This is a genomic window from Streptomyces sp. NPDC051286, from assembly GCF_044455345.1.
In the GTDB taxonomy this organism is placed as follows: domain Bacteria; phylum Actinomycetota; class Actinomycetes; order Streptomycetales; family Streptomycetaceae; genus Streptomyces.
This window is the reverse complement of record NZ_JBITER010000019.1, coordinates 49,405-65,291: the sequence shown is the minus strand read 5'-3', so window position 1 is coordinate 65,291 and position 15,887 is coordinate 49,405. Positions and strand designations below refer to the sequence as shown.

The window sequence follows — 15,887 nt, the reverse complement described above, 5'->3', positions numbered from 1 at the left end:
CCGACGATGTTACGGCGCCTGTCGCTACGCGCGAGTAGCCGTGTCAGCGGTCTTCGTCACTCTCGGCCGGGGACAGGGCCTGCTGGTCCTGCAGGTCCCTCGCGAGGTCGTCCAGTTCGGAGCGGATCCAGTCGCGCGTAGCGACCTCGCCGAGCCCCATCCGCAGCGACGCGATCTCCCGCGTGAGGTACTCGGTATCCGCGATGGAGCGCTCGTTCTGCTTGCGGTCCTGCTCGTAGGTGACCCGGTCGCGGTCGGCCTGCCGGTTCTGCGCGAGAAGGATCAGCGGGGCCGCGTACGAGGCCTGGAGCGACAGGACCAGAGTCAGGAAGATGAACGGGTACCCGTCGAACCGCCACCCCACGGGCGCGAAGGCGTTCCACAGCACCCAGACGATGATGACCAGTGTCATCCAGGCGATGAAGCGCCAGGTGCCCAGGAAGCGGGCGATCCGTTCGGAGAGCCGGCCGAACGACTCGGGGTCGTATTCGGGCAGCAGCCGACGACGCGGGGACTTCGGCTGGTCCAGCCGGGAACGGGGCGGGCGCGCGATGCCCGAGGCCCCCGCCGGTGCCCCCTTCGAGCGGTCCTCACCGGCCACGCGCGATCTCCTCCCCACCGTGGAAGTCGGTCTCCCGCCAGTCCTCGGGCAGCAGGTGGTCGAGGACGTCGTCGACGGTCACCGCGCCGAGCAGTGATCCGCTCTCGTCCACGACCGGCACGGAGACCAGGTTGTACGCGGCCAGATAGCTCGTCACGTCCGGCAGCGGAGTGTCCGGTGTGAGGGGGACGAGATCGCTGTCGACGATCGAGCTGACCAGGGCGTACGGCGGATCCCGCAGCAGCCGCTGAAAGTGCACGGTGCCCAGGTACTTGCCGGTCGGTGTCTCGTCGGGGGAGCGGCACACGTACACCTGGGCGGCGAGCGCCGGGGACAGATCCGCCTGCCGGACCCGCGCCAGTGCGTCGGCGACCGTCGCGTCCGGCCGCAGAATGATCGGCTCGGTGGTCATCAGACCGCCCGCGGTCCGCTCCTCGTACGACATGAGGCGCCGCACATCCGCCGCGTCGTCCGGCCGCATCAGGGTCAGCAGCCGCTCCTTGTCCGCCTCGGGCAGTTCGGAGAGCAGGTCGGCCGCGTCGTCCGGGTCCATGGCCTCCAGGACATCGGCGGCGCGCTCCTCCTGGAGCTTGCCGATGATCTCCACCTGATCGTCCTCGGGCAGCTCCTCCAGGACGTCGGCGAGCCGGTCGTCGTCGAGCGCGGCCGCGACCTCGGCCCGACGCTTCGGCGACAGATGGTGCAGCGCGTTGGCCACGTCGGTCGGCCGGAGCTGCTCGAACGTGGCGACCAGTGACTCGGCGCCCTGACCGTCCTCCTCCAGTGAGAATCCGCTGACCGCCGACCATTCGACCGTCAGGGTCTCGCCCTTGCGCCGCAGCGCCCCGCCCTTGCCCTTGCGTACGAAGTACTTGTCGATCTCCCAGTCGCGGCGGGCCGGGAGCTGCGACACGGAGACATCGAGGATGGTGACCTCCTCGCCGGTCTCCACGAGGCGGACCCGCCGGTCGAGGAACTCGCCGAGCACCAGGCGTTCGGTGGGCCGCTGTTCGAAGCGCCGCATGTTGACCACGCCGGTGGTGATGACCTGACCGGACTCGATACCCGTCACCCGGGTCATCGGGAGGAAGATGCGGCGGCGGCTGAGCACCTCGACGACCAGGCCGAGCAGCCGGGGCGGCCGGCCGCCGACCCGCAGCATCGCGACCAGATCACGGACCCGGCCCACCTGATCCCCGTTGGGGTCGAAGACCGGCACGCCGGAGAGGTGCGAGACGAAGACCCGGGGTGCACCTGCCGCCATGCTCTGCGCCTCCTTCCGTCCCGTGGAGAGGGGTGGTCTGTTCAGGGATGAATTGCACCGTTATGACGGGATCAGGCTAGCCCGTACCGCTCAGGGTCGGCCCGGTGAGCAGTCCGTACGGCTCTGCGCCGGACGGCGTACGCGACACGGGTACGCTGCGGTCTGCCAGCCCCCGACATGCAGATGAGAGGCAGTGCGCCAGTGACCTCTTTTGTCCCGCCAGTCCGGACCCGCCGCCGGACCCCTCTTGCTGTCGTGCTCTGTGCGGGGCTGACCGCAGTCCTGGCGGGGTGCGGCGACGAGGATCCGGACAAGGGGACCAACGGCGTCGGCAGACTCTCGGCGGCCCTGATCGAGAAGAAGGCGCAGGCGGCAGCCCACTCCGCGGACGCGGTGCGGCTGGCCGGGACCCTGGTCAGCAAGGGCGGCACGTACAAGCTCAACATGCGGCTCAAGGAGGACGGCGGCACGGGCTCCGTCACCTCGAAGACCAGCACGTTCGAGCTGCTGCGGATCGGTGACCAGGTCTATCTGAAGGCCGACTCCGGGTTCTGGAGCCATGAGGAGAAGGACAAGCACGGCAGCGATTCCGGTGCGGCGGCGGGGGACAAGCTTCAGGACAAGTATGTGAAGGTCCCGCAGGACGACCCGACGTACAAGCAGTTGCGCGGCTTCACGGACATGAAGACCCTGCTCGACGGCATGCTCACGCTGCACGGCAAGGTCAACAAGGGCGACCGCGGCAAGGTCGGCTCAGTCCGCACCATCCAGATCCTGGGCGGCAAGGGTGAGGGCGGGGCGCTCGACGTGTCACTGAAGGGCACGCCGTATCCGCTGCGGTTCGCCCGTGCCGGCGGCGGGGGCACCATCACGCTCGCCGACTGGGGCAAGGACTTCACGCTGGAAGCCCCGGCCAAGGGCGACACCGTCGACTACGGGCAGCAGCTCCCCAAGTCGACCTCGTGACGCCAGGGCGACAGTCCTTGCACCCTCCCCCGCGGTCGGGAGCCCACTCCCTGCCGCGGGGAGGCCGTCAGGGCCTGTTCTGAGTTCCCCGCCTGCGCCCCGACGCCCGGCACGCACGCTCGCCGCACGGCCCCGCAGGACAGGTGGCTCCGCCACATGACCTGCGACACCGCACGCCGATCGCACGCACCGACCGCCGCTGCGCCCGCGTTTCGGGCGAACGACGGGGAACTCAGAACAGGCCCTAGCGGCGGCGCTTGCGCAGCAATCGCGGGAGGGCGTCGGGGACAGGGCGGCGGGTGGTCGCCCGAGTCGGCAGCGGCGCCGCCGCGTGCGAGACGTCCGGCAGCTCCGTACGGAACTCGCCGGGCGTCAGCCGCAGTATCCGGCACTCGCGCGCCCAGCGCTCGGTCATCTGCTCGGCGTCCGGCGCGTTCAGCCGCTTGCCCTTGAGTTCGGCGACCGCCGCCTCCCACTCCTCGGAGTGCGGCGCGAGCTCCGTCACGGCGGCGGTCCAGGCGATCAGCCGGCCGCCCTTGTCCTTGCTGCGCACGGTCACCTCTGCGGCGGACCCGTCGGTGAGACCGGCCGGGAGCGGCTGCTCGCCGGGGCCGTCCCCGACGACATGGGCCGCGCCTTCGTGCCATACGTGCCACAGCGCCTGCGCGGGCCCGGTGCCCCGTACCCAGATCAGACCGGACTTCTTGGCGGCCTCCTCGACGAGGGCCGGTCCGAGCAGCGAGTCAGCGGCAGCAGCAGTCATGCCGTCAACTCTATTAGAGCCAGCCGTTGCGCTTGAGCGAGCGGTGGATGGAGAAGCAGACGACCCCGATGACGCCCAGCACCATCGGATAGCCGTACGTCCACCGCAGCTCCGGCATGTGCTTGAAGTTCATGCCGTAGACGCCGCAGATCATCGTCGGTACGGCGATGATGGCCGCCCAGGACGTGATCTTGCGCATGTCCTCGTTCTGCGCGACGGTCGCCTGCGCCAGGTTGGCCTGCAGGATCGAGTTCAGCAGTTCGTCGAAGCCGATGACCTCTTCGTGCACCCGTGCCAGGTGGTCGGCGACGTCCCGGAAGTACTTCTGGATGTCCGGATCGACCAGCCGCATCGGCCGCTCGCTGAGCAGCTGCATCGGCCGCAGCAGCGGGGAGACGGCCCGCTTGAACTCCAGGACCTCACGCTTCAGCTGGTAGATCCGGCTTGCGTCGGAGCCGCGCGGGCTGCCCTTCGCCGGGGTGGAGAAGACCTCGATCTCCACCTCGTCGATGTCGTCCTGGACGGCGCCGGCCACGGCGATGTAGCCGTCGACGACATGGTCGGCGATGGAGTGCAGGACCGCCGAAGGCCCCTTGGCGAGCAGCTCCGGGTCGTCCTGCAGCCGGTGGCGCAGCGCCCGCAGCGAGCCGTGTCCGCCGTGCCGGACGGTGATGACGAAGTCCCGGCCGGTGAAGCACATCACCTCCCCTGTCTCGACGACCTCACTGGTCGCGGTGAGCTCGGCGTGCTCGACGTAGTGGATGGTCTTGAACACGGTGAAGAGCGTGTCGTCGTACCGTTCCAGCTTGGGCCGCTGGTGTGCGTGGACGGCGTCCTCGACGGCGAGCGGGTGGAGGCCGAACTCCCGGGCGATCCCGGCGAATTCCTCCTCGGTCGGCTCGTGCAGGCCGATCCAGGCGAAGCCGCCGTCCTCGCGCACCCGAAGCATCGCCTCGTGCGGGGTCAGGCAGCCGGCGCTCTCCACGCGGCGTCCGTCGCGGTAGACCGCGCAGTCGACGACCGCGCTGGAGGCGGACGGGTCACGGGTGGTGTCGTAACTGCTGTGCAGGGCGTTGGTCTTGCGCAGGGACGGGCGCACGGCGGCGCGCAGGTCACGGATCATCGACATGGCTGGCTCCTTCACGGAGGGCCGTCGTCGGGCGCGTGGAACAGCCCGGAATGGGGACGTGTGCTCACATCCGCAAAGCGGGCGGCACCGCGGCGGCGCGATGACGGCGTTCGCTACAGACAGGCAAAAAAGGACTGCTCTTCCGTCGTGCGCGACGCCCTGGTTCCTGACGGGGGAGGCGTCAGATCACCGAATAAGGGTGTGGGGCGGAAGAGCGGTTGGTACTGCACGATCGACTTCGATCCATTGCAGCCCCACCTCCTCCAGCCGGTCCCCCGTGGGGGATGACGTGTTGTCGGGACTGAGAGCGACGCTTCTGCGCGCTGCCCCGACCAGCGGCCAAGACTATCAGCCGACTCCGGGCCAATCCCTTACTTTGCCCATTCCATACGCGTCCTATGCTCGCGGCATGGAAGAAATTCTGGCTCTGGTCGAGGCCCGGCTCCGTACGGCTCTCGGTGAACCGGACGCGCGCGCCGCGGTGACGTTTCTCGGTACGGACCGGATCGAGGCACTCCGTTTCGTCGACGGCGATGTGGTGCGCTACGCCACGCTCGGCATGTCCGCCCAGCCGATGTCCGATCCGACCGCGACCCTCGCGGACCCCGTGAAGGGGCCGCGCGCCGAGCTCATCCTCTCCGTGCGAGCCGGGCTCGCCGACACCGACAAGGTGCTCCGCGGACTGGCCGTGCTGGCGGCTTCCCCGCAGGTCGAGGGGGTGATCGTGGCTCCCGGCGCCTCGCTGGACCTGGGGGAGCCGCTGTGGCCCGGGGCACCATTCAGCTCCGTACTGGTCGGCGAGCCGGGCGGGCTGGTCGAGGACCTGGAACTGAATGAGCCTGCGCCGCGCAGCGGCTCCGTGGGGGGTGGCGGCCGGGAGACGGGCGGGCCGATGGAGCCGGTGCGGTTCCTGCCGCTGCTGCCGATGACGCCCAACGAGGCGGCGTGGAAGCGGGTCCGCGGGGCGCAGGAGCTCCAGGAGCGGTGGTTGTCGCACGGGACGGATCTGCGGGATCCGCTGCGTACCTCCGTGACCCTGGACTGAGACGAACGCCATACCCATACCGGTATGGGGGGAAGCCCCGCCGCGCGGCCAGGAGGGGGAGCCGCGGGCGGGGCGGAACAGGGTTCACGCAGGGGTCAGTTGGCGAAGGCCGTGACACCGTCCTCGATGGCGTGCTTCGGCTCCAGCTCCTCCGCCTCGTGGGTCAGTGCCGTGCGCCGGACCCGGACGACGGCGGCGCCGACGACGGCCGCGACCGCGGCGACCACGAACGGGATGTGGATGTTGCTCCATTCCTCGATCTTCGGGGCGAGGTACGGGGCGGCTGCCGCGGCGAACCAGCGGACGAAGTTGTAACCCGCGCTCGCCACCGGACGCGGCGCGTCCGAGACGCCGAGTGCCAGCTCCGTGTAGACGGTGTTGTTCATGCCGATGAAGGCGCCGGAGACGACCGTGCAGACGATGGCCGTGGTGTGGTTTCCGTAGCCGAGGACCAGCAGGTCGGCGGCGAGCAGCAGCAGTGAGGCGCCGAGCACCTTGAGCGAGCCGAGGCGCTTCTGCAGCCGGGGTGCGACGAGCACCGAGAAGACGGCGAGCAGCAGACCCCAGGCGAAGAAGACCGCTCCGGACTTGTACGGCGTCATGTTCAGCACGAACGGCGTGAACGCCAGGATCGTGAAGAACGCGTAGTTGTAGAAGAACGCCGAGGTCGCGACGGAGGCGAGGCCGCCGTGCCCGAGCGCCTTGACCGGGTCGAGCAGTGAGGTCTTGCGGGCGGGCTTCGGCTGTTCCTTCAGGAACGCCGTGATGCAGATGAAGCCGATCGCCATCAGGGCCGCGGTGCCGAAGAACGGATAGCGCCAGCTGGCGTCGCCGAGCAGCGCGCCGAGCAGCGGCCCGCACGCCATGCCGAGGCCGAGCGCCGACTCGTACAGCAGGATCGCCGCCGAGCTGCCGCCGGCCGCCGCGCCGACGATCACGGCGAGCGCGGTCGAGACGAAGAGCGCGTTGCCGAGCCCCCAGCCGGCCCGGAACCCGACGAGTTCCGCGACGGACGACGAGGTGCCGGAGAGCGCGGCGAAGACGACGACGAGCGCGAGACCGGTCAGGAGGGTCTTGCGGCCGCCGATCCGGCTGGAGACGAAGCCGGTGACGAGCATCGCGACCGCGGTGATCAGGAAGTACGAGGTGAAGAGCAGGGACACCTGGCTGGGCGTCGCCTCGAGCCCCTTGGCGATGGACGGCAGAATCGGGTCCACCAGCCCGATTCCCATGAACGCGACAACAGAGGCGCCCGCGGTGGCCCAGACGGCCTTCGGCTGGCGCAGGATACTGCCCGCTCCTTGATCGAACGGATCCTCTCCCTGCATGGGCCTTCTCGCTCTCCACTAGATCGATGCGTCATACACAGAATAAGTTAGAGAAGCTAATGAGTGCAAACTACATCTAGTTTCCCCGGTGGGAGCCACGCTGCGGACGGGTGATCGTCCTTGACGCGACGACAGCCTGGGAGGACCGTTGGTCGCTATGAGGGGCGAACCCAGTTGCCCGAAGTGCGGAGGCCGGGTCAGGGCGCCCGGTCTTTTCGCCGACACCTGGCAGTGCGCGGTGCATGGCGCCGTGTATCCGCTGCAGCCGGTGACGCCGCCCAGCGTCGAGGCGCTCGGGGTGGTGGTGGCCCGCTCCCGGGTGCCGGTGTGGATGCCCTGGCCGCTGCCCGTCGGCTGGCTGTTCACCGGTGTCTCGTACGCGGGCGACGACCGCAGCGGCGGCCGCGCCACCGTCGTCGCCTGCTCGGGTCCTGGTCCGCTCGGCGGTATGGGCGAGCTGCTGCTCGTCGCCGAGGAGCTGGGGGTCGGACTCGGTGCGCGCTACGCCGGGATCGATGGCCCCGACCCCGGCCCGTACCTCGATGTCGACGGACCTCCCGACGCCAAGGTGCTCGCCGCCGGACGCCCCACCTCGCTCTGGCATGTCAAGGGCGCCCCCGAGGACCGGGCGGTTTTCGCCGGTGAGGCGCGCGGGCTCTGGCTCTGGGCGATCGTCTGGCCCGAGCAGTCCGGGCTGCTGATGTACGACGAACTGATACTGGCCGACCTGCGCGAGGCCGGGGCGGAGGCCGAACTCGTGCCGTGCGGGGCGCTCACACCACGGCTGCTCGACCGGCCCTGACCGCCGGACGTGAGCCCGGGCTCTGCCATGACCGGCCGGACGCTGTTCGAATGCCGGTTATCCTGGGGCAGTCCCCCTGTCCGGCTGCGAGCACTGGAGTACGCGTCGTGCGCATCGACCTGCACACCCACTCCACCGCCTCGGACGGCACGGACAGCCCCGCGGAACTGGTGCGGAACGCCGCCGCCGCGGGCCTCGACGTCGTCGCCCTCACCGACCACGACACCGCCCGCGGCCACGCCGAGGCGATCGCCGCGCTCCCCGAGGGCCTCACCCTCGTCCCCGGCGCCGAGCTCTCCTGCCGGGTCGACGGTGTGGGGCTGCACATGCTTGCGTACCTCTTCGACCCCGACGAGCCGGAACTGGCGCGCGAACGCGAGCTGGTACGGGACGACCGGGTGCCGCGCGCGCAGACCATGGTCCGCAAGCTCCAGGAGCTCGGCGTCCCGGTCGAGTGGCACCAGGTCGCCCGGATCGCGGGGGACGGCTCGGTCGGCAGGCCGCACATCGCCACCGCGCTCGTCGAGCTCGGCGTCGTCGAGTCGGTATCCGACGCCTTCACGCCCGAGTGGCTCGCGGACGGCGGACGCGCGTACGTACGGAAGCACGAGCTCGACCCGTTCGACGCGATCCGGCTGGTCAAGGCCGCGGGTGGCGTCACCGTCTTCGCCCACCCGCTCGCCGTCAAGCGAGGCGAAGTGGTGCCCGAGGCGGCCATCGCGCGGCTCGCCGCCGCGGGCCTCGATGGCATCGAGGTCGACCACATGGACCACGACGAGCCGACCAGGTCCCGGCTCCGCGGGCTCGCCAGGGAACTGGGGCTGCTGACCACCGGCTCCAGCGACTACCACGGCAGCCGGAAGACCGTACAGCTCGGCGAGTACACCACCGACCCGGAGATCTACGGCGAGATCACCCGGCGCGCCACGGGAGCCTTCCCGGTGCCGGGCACCGGCGGGCCCCGCAACGCGTAGCCGCCTGTCCGCGCATCTCGTCCCTCCTCACCTTTTCTCGCTCGCCCGGCCGCTCACGGCTGCGCGCTGTGAACGTCCCCTCCCGACCCGCTCTCTTCTCGCAAGGCCTCACTGTGTTCGACGTTGCTGTCTTCGGATCCCTTTTTCTCACGCTTTTTGTGATTATGGATCCACCCGGAATCACCCCGATCTTCCTCGCCCTCACCGCCGGCCGGCCCGCCAAGATGCAGCGCAAGATGGCGCTCCAGGCGGTTGCCGTCGCCTTCGGCGTGATTGCCGTCTTCGGTGTGCTCGGCCAGCAGATCCTCGACTATCTGCATGTCTCCGTCCCCGCCCTGATGATCGCGGGCGGCCTGCTCCTGCTGCTGATTGCACTCGATCTGCTGACCGGCAAGACCGACGAACCGACGCAGACGAAGGACGTCAACGTCGCGCTCGTGCCGCTGGGCATGCCGCTGCTCGCCGGCCCCGGCGCGATCGTCTCGGTGATCCTTGCGGTGCAGCACGCCGACAGCTTCGGAAGTCAGCTCTCGGTCTGGACGGCGATCGTCGCCATGCACGTCGTGCTCTGGCTGACCATGCGCTACTCGCTGCTGATCATCCGCGTGATCAAGGACGGCGGCGTCGTCCTGGTGACGCGGCTCGCGGGAATGATGCTCTCGGCCATCGCCGTTCAGCAGATCATCAACGGGGTCACCCAGGTCATCCAGGGCTCCTGACGCGGCCCCGGACACCACAGCGCCCCCGCCACGGACCTTCCGTGCGGGGGCGCTTCGTCTTTGTGCGTCGGTGAGGCGTTACGAAGCCGAGGTGTCGGCCGGGCGGATATAGATGCGCTGGCCTATCGAGGCGGCCTGCTGCACGATCCGGTTGACGGAGGCGGCGTCCACGACGGTGCTGTCCACGGCGGTACCGTCGACATCGTCGAGTCGCATGATCTCGAAGCGCATATGGCTTCCCTTCGTCCGATCCTCCTGCTGGAGAACTACTGGGAGGACGGGTGATCCGTCCGCAAGGATGTGGAGCGTCGGACATCGGCGTCCCAAGCTCCACAAGGTGTACAACGGCTTGCCGCAGGCAAACATTCCCTACGCTAAGGAAATTTTTTGGATGTCTAAGTACCAGCGGGAAACCGGCCATGCGCGGGCAATGAGGTCCGCATGAACGAGGCGGAGATCGGCGAACGCCTGGACCGCACCAATGAGCTGCTCCAGCGCATGCTCGCCGAGGTGTCCAAAACCCCCTCGACCCACGCGATCTTCGTGGACGCGGGCTATGTGTACGCCGCGGCCGGGCTGCTCGTCACCGGCACGGAGGACCGGCGCTCCTTCGATCTCGACGCGGAAGGGCTGATCGAGGCCTTCATCGACAAGGCCCGCACTATCTTCGCGGACAGCAGACTCCTGCGCGTGTACTGGTACGACGGGGCCAGGCGCCGGATCCACACGGCCGAGCAGCAGTCCATCGCCGAACTTCCCGACGTCAAGGTCAGACTCGGCAACCTCAACGCCAACAATCAGCAGAAGGGCGTCGACTCACTCATCCGCACCGACCTCGAATCCCTCGCCCGGCACCGCGCGATCAGCGACGCGGCGCTCGTCGGCGGCGACGAGGACCTGGTGTCCGCGGTCGAGGCGGCGCAGGGGTACGGGGCCCGGGTCCACCTCTGGGGCATCGAGGCGGGCGAAGGGCGCAACCAGGCCGAACCGCTGCTCTGGGAGGTCGACAGCCAGCGCACCTTCGACCTGGACTTCTGCCGCCCGTACGTCACCAGACGCCCCGTCACCACGTACGAGGACGACACTCCCGCCCCCTCCCGCGAGGACGTCCGCTTCGTCGGCGCACAGATCGCCGCCGCCTGGCTCTCCGCCCGCGGCCGCGACGCCCTCGCCGACCTGTTGCCCGGACACCCCTACCTGCCGGGCTCCGTGGACCAGGACCTGCTGGTCGAGGCCGAACGGCTGCTCCAGCACTCGCTGCGCGGCCACGCCCATCTGCGCCGGGCCCTGCGCGACGGCTTCTGGCAGCACCTGCAGGCCCAGTACTGACGGTCTCCCCGCGGTAGGGAGTGGATCGGCGAGCGGCGTTGTGCGGCTTCGATGGCAGGGCGGAGGACGGAGTCGATGCGGAGCCGTCGGTGACCGACGACAACGCCGAAGGGGGCCCCTCCCGCTCGAGCGAGGCCGAGAGCTTGGGGGAGGAGTCGCAGGGCGTCGGGAGCCCACTCCCCGTCGCGGGGGAGGCCGTGAGCTACACGCCGTCCCAGAAGGCGACCAGCGCGGCCGCGGTCTGCTCCGGGCGGTCCGTGTTGGGGGAGTGTTCGGCGCCCGCGATCCGGCTGCGGTGCGCGCCGAGCCGCTGCGCCATCTCGTCGAGCAACGGGACCGGCCAGGTGTCGTCGCGCTCGCCGGAGAGCACATGGAGGGGCAGCGGTACGGCGGCGAGTTCGGCCACCCGGTCCGGCTCGGTCGCCAGCTGCCGCCCGGTGGCGATCAGCTGGGCGGGACGGTGGCGCAGCCAGCGCCGGCGCAGCCCCTCGCCGTTCGCCGCCGCCGCGTCCTCGGGCGGGTCGAGGGCACGCATCGCTTCCCACACCTCGGCCATGCTCAGCGTCGCGAGCGCATCGCTGAGCATCTTCACCTTGACCTGCTGGGCCTCGATCACCTGGGCGGGGCCGGAGGACATCAGCGTCAGCGAACGGAACGGTGAGGCGTCGAGCAGCACGGCGGCGCGGGCGATCTGCCCGCCGAGCGAGTGCCCGAGAAGATGCACGGAGCCGCCGAGCGCGTCGGCCTGCGCGAGCACATCGCGGGCCAACTCGCTTTGTTCGTAGTCGTCCTGACGGTCCGTTCCGTCGGTCTCGTACTGTCCGCGCCCGTCGGCGGCGACGATGCGGTAGCCGGCGGCGGAGAGCGGTTCGAGGAGCGCGATGAAGTCCTCCTTGCTGCCCATGTATCCGGGCAGCAGAAGGGCGGTGCCGCGCGGATCGGCGGGTGGCGAGGCATCCAGCACGGCGAAGACCCCGCGCGCGGTGCGCAGCGCGTGGGCGCGGGTGCAGGGGGGCGGAGTGAAGGTGGGCGGCCGACTCATGACACGAGGCTATGTCCTCACCCACCGGACGGGCCGACTGCATCCTCAAACCGTCCTCGAACGCCGGACGGGCCTGAGGATGTCCTCAAGCCCGTCCGGCACGATCAAACCCCTCCGGCAGCCGAGGAGCGGGGTCCGGGGCAGAGCCCCGGATCAACCATCGGCGTGTGCTCAGCCCTCGGTCCTGGCCGCAGTACGCGGCGCGCGCCGCCGCCGCGGCTTGGCCTCGCCCTCCGCGACCGGAACCTCCACCACGGTCTCCGCCTTCGGCTTCGCCGCGGCCCGCGTCCGCCGACGCGGCCTCTCCCGCTCGGGCTCGGCGATCGGCGCGATCTGGAAGTCGACCTCGTCCGCGGCCGGCTTGGCGACGATCCGGGCGCGGCGCCGCGGCTTCGTCACCGTCTTCGCCTCCACCACCGGTTCGGCCATGGGCGCGATCTGGAAGTCGACCTCGTCCGCGGCCGGCTTGGCGACGATCCGCGCGCGGCGCCGCGGCTTCGTCACCGTCTTCGCCTCCACCACCGGTTCGGCCATGGGCGCGATCTGGAAGTCCACTTCGTCCGCGGGCTTGGTGACGGTGCGGGCCCGACGGCGACGCGGCTTGGCCTCGGCCTCCGCCTCGGCCGGTGTCCCGACGGCGGCCGGAGCCTCCGCCAGGGCCACCGCGGCCTCGGCCGCGACATCCGGGACCGCGACCCGGGTACGGCGACGGCGGCGCGGCGTACGCGGCTCCACCGGGGCGTCAGCGGCGGGTGCTGCCACCGCAGCCTGTACGGGCTCCGTGGCCGGCGCCGGCGCCGGCACCGCGGCAGCGGTGCCCTCCGCGAGCACGGATCCGCCCCGCGTACGACGACGCTGACGCGGCGTACGCGGCGCCCGCTCCTCCCGTGCGGCAGGAGCCGACGGCGCGGACGACTTGCGGCCGCGGCCGCCCGTCTCGCCCAGGTCCTCGATCTCCTCGGCCCGCAGACCCGCACGGGTCCGCTCGGCGCGCGGCAGCACACCCTTGGTGCCGGCCGGGATGTCGAGCTCCTCGAACAGGTGCGGCGACGTGGAGTACGTCTCGACCGGGTCGTTGAACTCCAGGTCCAGGGCCTTGTTGATCAGCTGCCAGCGCGGGATGTCGTCCCAGTCGACCAGCGTGATCGCGATGCCCTTGGCGCCCGCGCGGCCGGTGCGGCCGATGCGGTGGAGGTAGGTCTTCTCGTCCTCCGGCGACTGGTAGTTGATGACGTGCGTGACGCCCTCGACGTCGATACCGCGGGCCGCGACATCGGTGCAGACGAGCACGTCCACCTTGCCGTTGCGGAAGGCGCGCAGCGCCTGCTCACGGGCGCCCTGGCCGAGGTCGCCATGGACCGCGCCGGACGCGAAACCGCGCTTCTCCAGCTGCTCGGCGATGTCGGCGGCGGTCCGCTTCGTGCGGCAGAAGATCATCGCCAGCCCACGGCCGTTGGCCTGCAGTATCCGCGAGACCATTTCCGGCTTGTCCATGGAGTGGGCACGGAAGACGTGCTGCGAGATGTTGGCGACGGTCGCGCCCTCGTCGTCGGGCGAGGTGGCGCGGATGTGCGTCGGCTGCGACATGTAGCGCCGCGCGAGGCCGATGACCGCACCCGGCATGGTCGCCGAGAACAGCATCGTCTGGCGGGTCGGCGGCAGCATGGTGATGATCCGCTCGACGTCGGGCAGGAAGCCCAGGTCGAGCATCTCGTCGGCCTCGTCGAGGACGAGGGCACGCACGTGCGACAGGTCGAGCTTGCGCTGGCCGGCCAGGTCGAGCAGGCGGCCCGGGGTGCCGACGATCACGTCGACGCCCTTCTTCAGGGCCTCGACCTGCGGCTCGTACGCACGGCCGCCGTAGATCGCGAGAACGCGGACGTTACGCACCTTGCCGGCGGTCAGCAGGTCATTGGTGACCTGCTGGCAGAGCTCACGCGTGGGGACGACGACCAGCGCCTGCGGCGCATCGGTCAGCTGCTCGGGCTTGGCCCGGCCCGCCTCGACGTCCGCGGGGACGGTGACGCGCTCCAGCAGCGGAAGACCGAAACCGAGCGTCTTGCCGGTACCGGTCTTGGCCTGTCCGATCACGTCGGAGCCGGAGAGTGCGACGGGAAGCGTCATCTCCTGGATGGGGAAGGGGGACACAATGCCGACGGCCTCAAGGGCTTCGGCCGTCTCGGAAAGAATCCCGAGGTCTCGGAACGTAGTCAGGGTGCTGCCTCTTCTGTGAGACGCGGTCCGAGGCGAACGCTGGGGGTCGTACCGTGCCGGGGTTGGTCATCCGGCCGTGGATGGGCCGGGTGGCGCGGGACCACTGCCGTCGCTCGAGCGCTCGTGCCGCTGAGGGGGCCCCTCATCTGCGGTCGTACGTGGCGTACGCCCCGCGGGGAGGGCTGTCGGGTCGGAGCCGATCGGGCCACCGACCGGGCATCCTCATTCAATTTCGCGCCACCGATACATCCAAAATACTCAGTAGCCGCAATACCACTGTACCCCGGATTCGTGCATGTGTGTTGGGCGAATTCATTGGAACGGTGTGATGTCACCGGCTGACCAGGCCCTTCCATCCTTCGGCGGGCGGGCTATTCTGCGGTTCATGGAGACGCCTGACAACGCCACTGAAGCCCCCGCACCCACCGGAATCGCCGCCCAGGACTGGGCCACCGCATCCGCCGAGCCGCAGTACCGTGCCGCGGTCGTGGATCTGCTGGGGGCACTCGCGTACGGGGAGCTGGCGGCCTTCGAGCGGCTCGCCGAGGACGCAAAACTCGCGCCGACGCTGGCCGACAAGGCGGAGCTGGCAAAGATGGCGTCCGCCGAATTCCATCATTTCGAGCGGTTGACGGACCGGCTGACCGCGATCGAGACCGAGCCGACCGGGGCCATGGAGCCGTTCGCCAAGGCGCTCGACGACTTCCACCGCCAGACCGCCCCGTCGGACTGGCTGGAGGGTCTGGTCAAGGCCTACGTCGGCGACTCGATCGCCAGTGACTTCTACCGTGAGGTCGCCGCCCGCCTCGACTCGGACACCCGCTCGCTCGTCCTCGCCGTGCTGGACGACACGGGCCACGGCAACTTCGCCGTCGAGAAGGTGCGCGCCGCGATCGAGGCCGACCCGCGGGTCGGCGGCCGGCTCGCGCTGTGGGCGCGGCGGCTGATGGGGGAGGCGCTCTCCCAGGCCCAGCGGGTGGTCGCCGACCGCGACGCGCTGTCGACGATGCTGGTGGGCGGGGTGGCGGACGGGTTCGACCTGGCCGAGGTCGGCCGGATGTTCTCGCGGATCACGGAGGCGCACACCAAGCGGATGGCCGCGCTCGGACTGGCTGCCTGACAGACCGCCGACGGCCCTCTCAGAGCCTGTCGGGCGACCTCTGATCGGGCGGAGGTCACGCGACAGGCTCTCAGGCCGCCGCTGATCGGCTCAGGCGGCGGCCGCGCGGGCGGATCAGCAGTGACAGCGTCACCGCGCCGATCAGCACCGCGCCGATCAGGGTGGGCAGGACGTGTCCTGGTCCCAGCACCGAGTGCATCAGATACGCGCCGAACAGGGCCCCCAGAGCACCGGTGGCGTAGACGGCACGGCGGGACGGGAGCCGGCCGGACAGCGAGCGGAGCGCCGCCCAGGAGAGGGCGAGCCCGAGCGCGACGGAGCCGAGGGATTCCCAGATCACAGACGATCACCTCGCGGGGTGCGGAGGGGTGTCTCCCATGCTTCCAGAGCGATGGGGGAGGGTAAAACGGTCGTAGGCCGTACTACCCGTGGGCTGCGGAACGCAACCCTCCTGGGGCAGGTTCCGCACCGGTGCCGCACAGCGGTAACCGGTGCAGCGATGGGGGAGGGTAAAACGGTCGTAGGCCGTACTACCCGTGGGCTGCGGAACGCAACCCTCCTGGGGCAGGTTCCGCACCGGTGCCGCACAGC

General features: G+C 70.2%; 16 protein-coding genes. 7 read left to right on the top strand and 9 right to left on the bottom strand.

Annotated elements, in window-relative coordinates:
* Positions 1 to 43 precede the first annotated feature (43 nt).
* Together ACIBB8_RS20480 and ACIBB8_RS20475 are read right to left on the bottom strand one after the other, a co-directional pair.
* On the bottom strand, positions 44 to 601 hold the full coding sequence (locus ACIBB8_RS20480) for a DUF1003 domain-containing protein (protein ID WP_398954015.1): 558 nt from the start codon (positions 599 to 601) through the stop codon (positions 44 to 46).
* Positions 591 to 1,865: a magnesium transporter MgtE N-terminal domain-containing protein gene (locus ACIBB8_RS20475; protein WP_398954014.1), complete on the bottom strand. Its 1,275-nt coding sequence runs from the start codon at positions 1,863 to 1,865 to the stop codon at positions 591 to 593. The genes ACIBB8_RS20480 and ACIBB8_RS20475 overlap by 11 nt, the downstream gene beginning before the upstream one ends.
* 201 nt (positions 1,866 to 2,066) lie before the next feature.
* Here ACIBB8_RS20475 and ACIBB8_RS20470 point away from each other — a divergent pair, with 201 nt between their 5' ends.
* On the top strand, positions 2,067 to 2,831 hold the full coding sequence (locus tag ACIBB8_RS20470) for a hypothetical protein (protein ID WP_398954012.1): 765 nt from the start codon (positions 2,067 to 2,069) through the stop codon (positions 2,829 to 2,831).
* Between the two features lie 244 nt (positions 2,832 to 3,075).
* Here the strand turns inward: ACIBB8_RS20470 and ACIBB8_RS20465 are convergent, their stop codons facing one another.
* Together ACIBB8_RS20465 and ACIBB8_RS20460 are read right to left on the bottom strand one after the other, a co-directional pair.
* Positions 3,076 to 3,594: a hypothetical protein gene (locus ACIBB8_RS20465; RefSeq protein WP_398954010.1), complete on the bottom strand. Its 519-nt coding sequence runs from the start codon at positions 3,592 to 3,594 to the stop codon at positions 3,076 to 3,078.
* 13 nt (positions 3,595 to 3,607) lie between these two features.
* Positions 3,608 to 4,723, bottom strand: a complete 1,116-nt coding sequence (locus tag ACIBB8_RS20460) for a magnesium and cobalt transport protein CorA (protein ID WP_398954008.1) — start codon at positions 4,721 to 4,723, stop codon at positions 3,608 to 3,610.
* A 409-nt stretch (positions 4,724 to 5,132) separates the two neighbouring features.
* On the opposite strand from ACIBB8_RS20460, the gene ACIBB8_RS20455 reads away from it, so the two are divergent.
* The gene (locus tag ACIBB8_RS20455; RefSeq protein WP_398954006.1) at positions 5,133 to 5,768 is read left to right on the top strand and encodes a suppressor of fused domain protein; all 636 of its coding nucleotides are present in this window, start codon (positions 5,133 to 5,135) and stop codon (positions 5,766 to 5,768) included.
* A 95-nt stretch (positions 5,769 to 5,863) separates the two neighbouring features.
* Here the strand turns inward: ACIBB8_RS20455 and ACIBB8_RS20450 are convergent, their stop codons facing one another.
* Entirely contained in the window at positions 5,864 to 7,096 is a 1,233-nt protein-coding gene (locus tag ACIBB8_RS20450) for an MFS transporter (protein ID WP_398954003.1), read from the bottom strand.
* A 157-nt stretch (positions 7,097 to 7,253) separates the two neighbouring features.
* On the opposite strand from ACIBB8_RS20450, the gene ACIBB8_RS20445 reads away from it, so the two are divergent.
* From ACIBB8_RS20445 to ACIBB8_RS20435, 3 genes are all read left to right on the top strand, one after another.
* A complete protein-coding gene (locus tag ACIBB8_RS20445) occupies positions 7,254 to 7,898 on the top strand; it encodes a DUF6758 family protein (protein ID WP_366694147.1) in 645 nt (214 codons plus the stop codon).
* A gap of 107 nt (positions 7,899 to 8,005) precedes the next feature.
* The gene (locus ACIBB8_RS20440; RefSeq protein WP_398954001.1) at positions 8,006 to 8,872 is read left to right on the top strand and encodes a PHP domain-containing protein; all 867 of its coding nucleotides are present in this window, start codon (positions 8,006 to 8,008) and stop codon (positions 8,870 to 8,872) included.
* Positions 8,873 to 8,985: 113 nt separating this feature from the next.
* Positions 8,986 to 9,591, top strand: coding sequence for a MarC family protein (locus ACIBB8_RS20435; RefSeq protein ID WP_398953999.1), 606 nt, complete (start codon positions 8,986 to 8,988; stop codon positions 9,589 to 9,591).
* A 78-nt stretch (positions 9,592 to 9,669) separates the two neighbouring features.
* Here ACIBB8_RS20435 and ACIBB8_RS20430 read toward each other — a convergent pair whose 3' ends face one another.
* Positions 9,670 to 9,822 carry a hypothetical protein gene (locus ACIBB8_RS20430; RefSeq protein ID WP_307125088.1) on the bottom strand — a complete coding sequence of 51 codons (153 nt, stop codon included), beginning with the start codon at positions 9,820 to 9,822 and terminating at the stop codon, positions 9,670 to 9,672.
* A gap of 210 nt (positions 9,823 to 10,032) precedes the next feature.
* Between ACIBB8_RS20430 and ACIBB8_RS20425 the strand changes: the two genes are divergently transcribed.
* Positions 10,033 to 10,920, top strand: coding sequence for an NYN domain-containing protein (locus ACIBB8_RS20425; protein WP_398953997.1), 888 nt, complete (start codon positions 10,033 to 10,035; stop codon positions 10,918 to 10,920).
* Positions 10,921 to 11,122: 202 nt separating this feature from the next.
* On the opposite strand, the gene ACIBB8_RS20420 is transcribed toward ACIBB8_RS20425, so the two are convergent.
* Both ACIBB8_RS20420 and ACIBB8_RS20415 read right to left on the bottom strand, forming a co-directional pair.
* A complete protein-coding gene (locus ACIBB8_RS20420) occupies positions 11,123 to 11,962 on the bottom strand; it encodes an alpha/beta fold hydrolase (RefSeq protein ID WP_398953995.1) in 840 nt (279 codons plus the stop codon).
* Between the two features lie 171 nt (positions 11,963 to 12,133).
* Positions 12,134 to 14,086, bottom strand: coding sequence for a DEAD/DEAH box helicase (locus ACIBB8_RS20415; protein WP_398953993.1), 1,953 nt, complete (start codon positions 14,084 to 14,086; stop codon positions 12,134 to 12,136).
* Between the two features lie 475 nt (positions 14,087 to 14,561).
* On the opposite strand from ACIBB8_RS20415, the gene ACIBB8_RS20410 reads away from it, so the two are divergent.
* The gene (locus ACIBB8_RS20410; protein ID WP_266981799.1) at positions 14,562 to 15,296 is read left to right on the top strand and encodes a ferritin-like fold-containing protein; all 735 of its coding nucleotides are present in this window, start codon (positions 14,562 to 14,564) and stop codon (positions 15,294 to 15,296) included.
* Between the two features lie 70 nt (positions 15,297 to 15,366).
* Here ACIBB8_RS20410 and ACIBB8_RS20405 read toward each other — a convergent pair whose 3' ends face one another.
* On the bottom strand, positions 15,367 to 15,636 hold the full coding sequence (locus ACIBB8_RS20405; RefSeq protein WP_358860506.1) for a hypothetical protein: 270 nt from the start codon (positions 15,634 to 15,636) through the stop codon (positions 15,367 to 15,369).
* Between the last annotated feature and the right edge of the window lie 251 nt (positions 15,637 to 15,887).

Excerpts from the sequence above, each read along its gene's own strand:
- ACIBB8_RS20430 (WP_307125088.1), bottom strand. The coding sequence starts at position 9,822 with ATGCGCTTCGAGATCATGCGACTCGACGATGTCGACGGTACCGCCGTG.
- ACIBB8_RS20460 (WP_398954008.1), bottom strand. The coding sequence starts at position 4,723 with ATGTCGATGATCCGTGACCTGCGCGCCGCCGTGCGCCCGTCCCTGCGC.
- ACIBB8_RS20420 (WP_398953995.1), bottom strand. The coding sequence starts at position 11,962 with ATGAGTCGGCCGCCCACCTTCACTCCGCCCCCCTGCACCCGCGCCCAC.
- ACIBB8_RS20415 (WP_398953993.1), bottom strand. The coding sequence starts at position 14,086 with ATGACGCTTCCCGTCGCACTCTCCGGCTCCGACGTGATCGGACAGGCC.
- ACIBB8_RS20445 (WP_366694147.1), top strand. The coding sequence starts at position 7,254 with ATGAGGGGCGAACCCAGTTGCCCGAAGTGCGGAGGCCGGGTCAGGGCG.
- ACIBB8_RS20450 (WP_398954003.1), bottom strand. The coding sequence starts at position 7,096 with ATGCAGGGAGAGGATCCGTTCGATCAAGGAGCGGGCAGTATCCTGCGC.
- ACIBB8_RS20475 (WP_398954014.1), bottom strand. The coding sequence starts at position 1,865 with ATGGCGGCAGGTGCACCCCGGGTCTTCGTCTCGCACCTCTCCGGCGTG.
- ACIBB8_RS20410 (WP_266981799.1), top strand. The coding sequence starts at position 14,562 with ATGGAGACGCCTGACAACGCCACTGAAGCCCCCGCACCCACCGGAATC.
- ACIBB8_RS20465 (WP_398954010.1), bottom strand. The coding sequence starts at position 3,594 with ATGACTGCTGCTGCCGCTGACTCGCTGCTCGGACCGGCCCTCGTCGAG.
- ACIBB8_RS20425 (WP_398953997.1), top strand. The coding sequence starts at position 10,033 with ATGAACGAGGCGGAGATCGGCGAACGCCTGGACCGCACCAATGAGCTG.
- ACIBB8_RS20455 (WP_398954006.1), top strand. The coding sequence starts at position 5,133 with ATGGAAGAAATTCTGGCTCTGGTCGAGGCCCGGCTCCGTACGGCTCTC.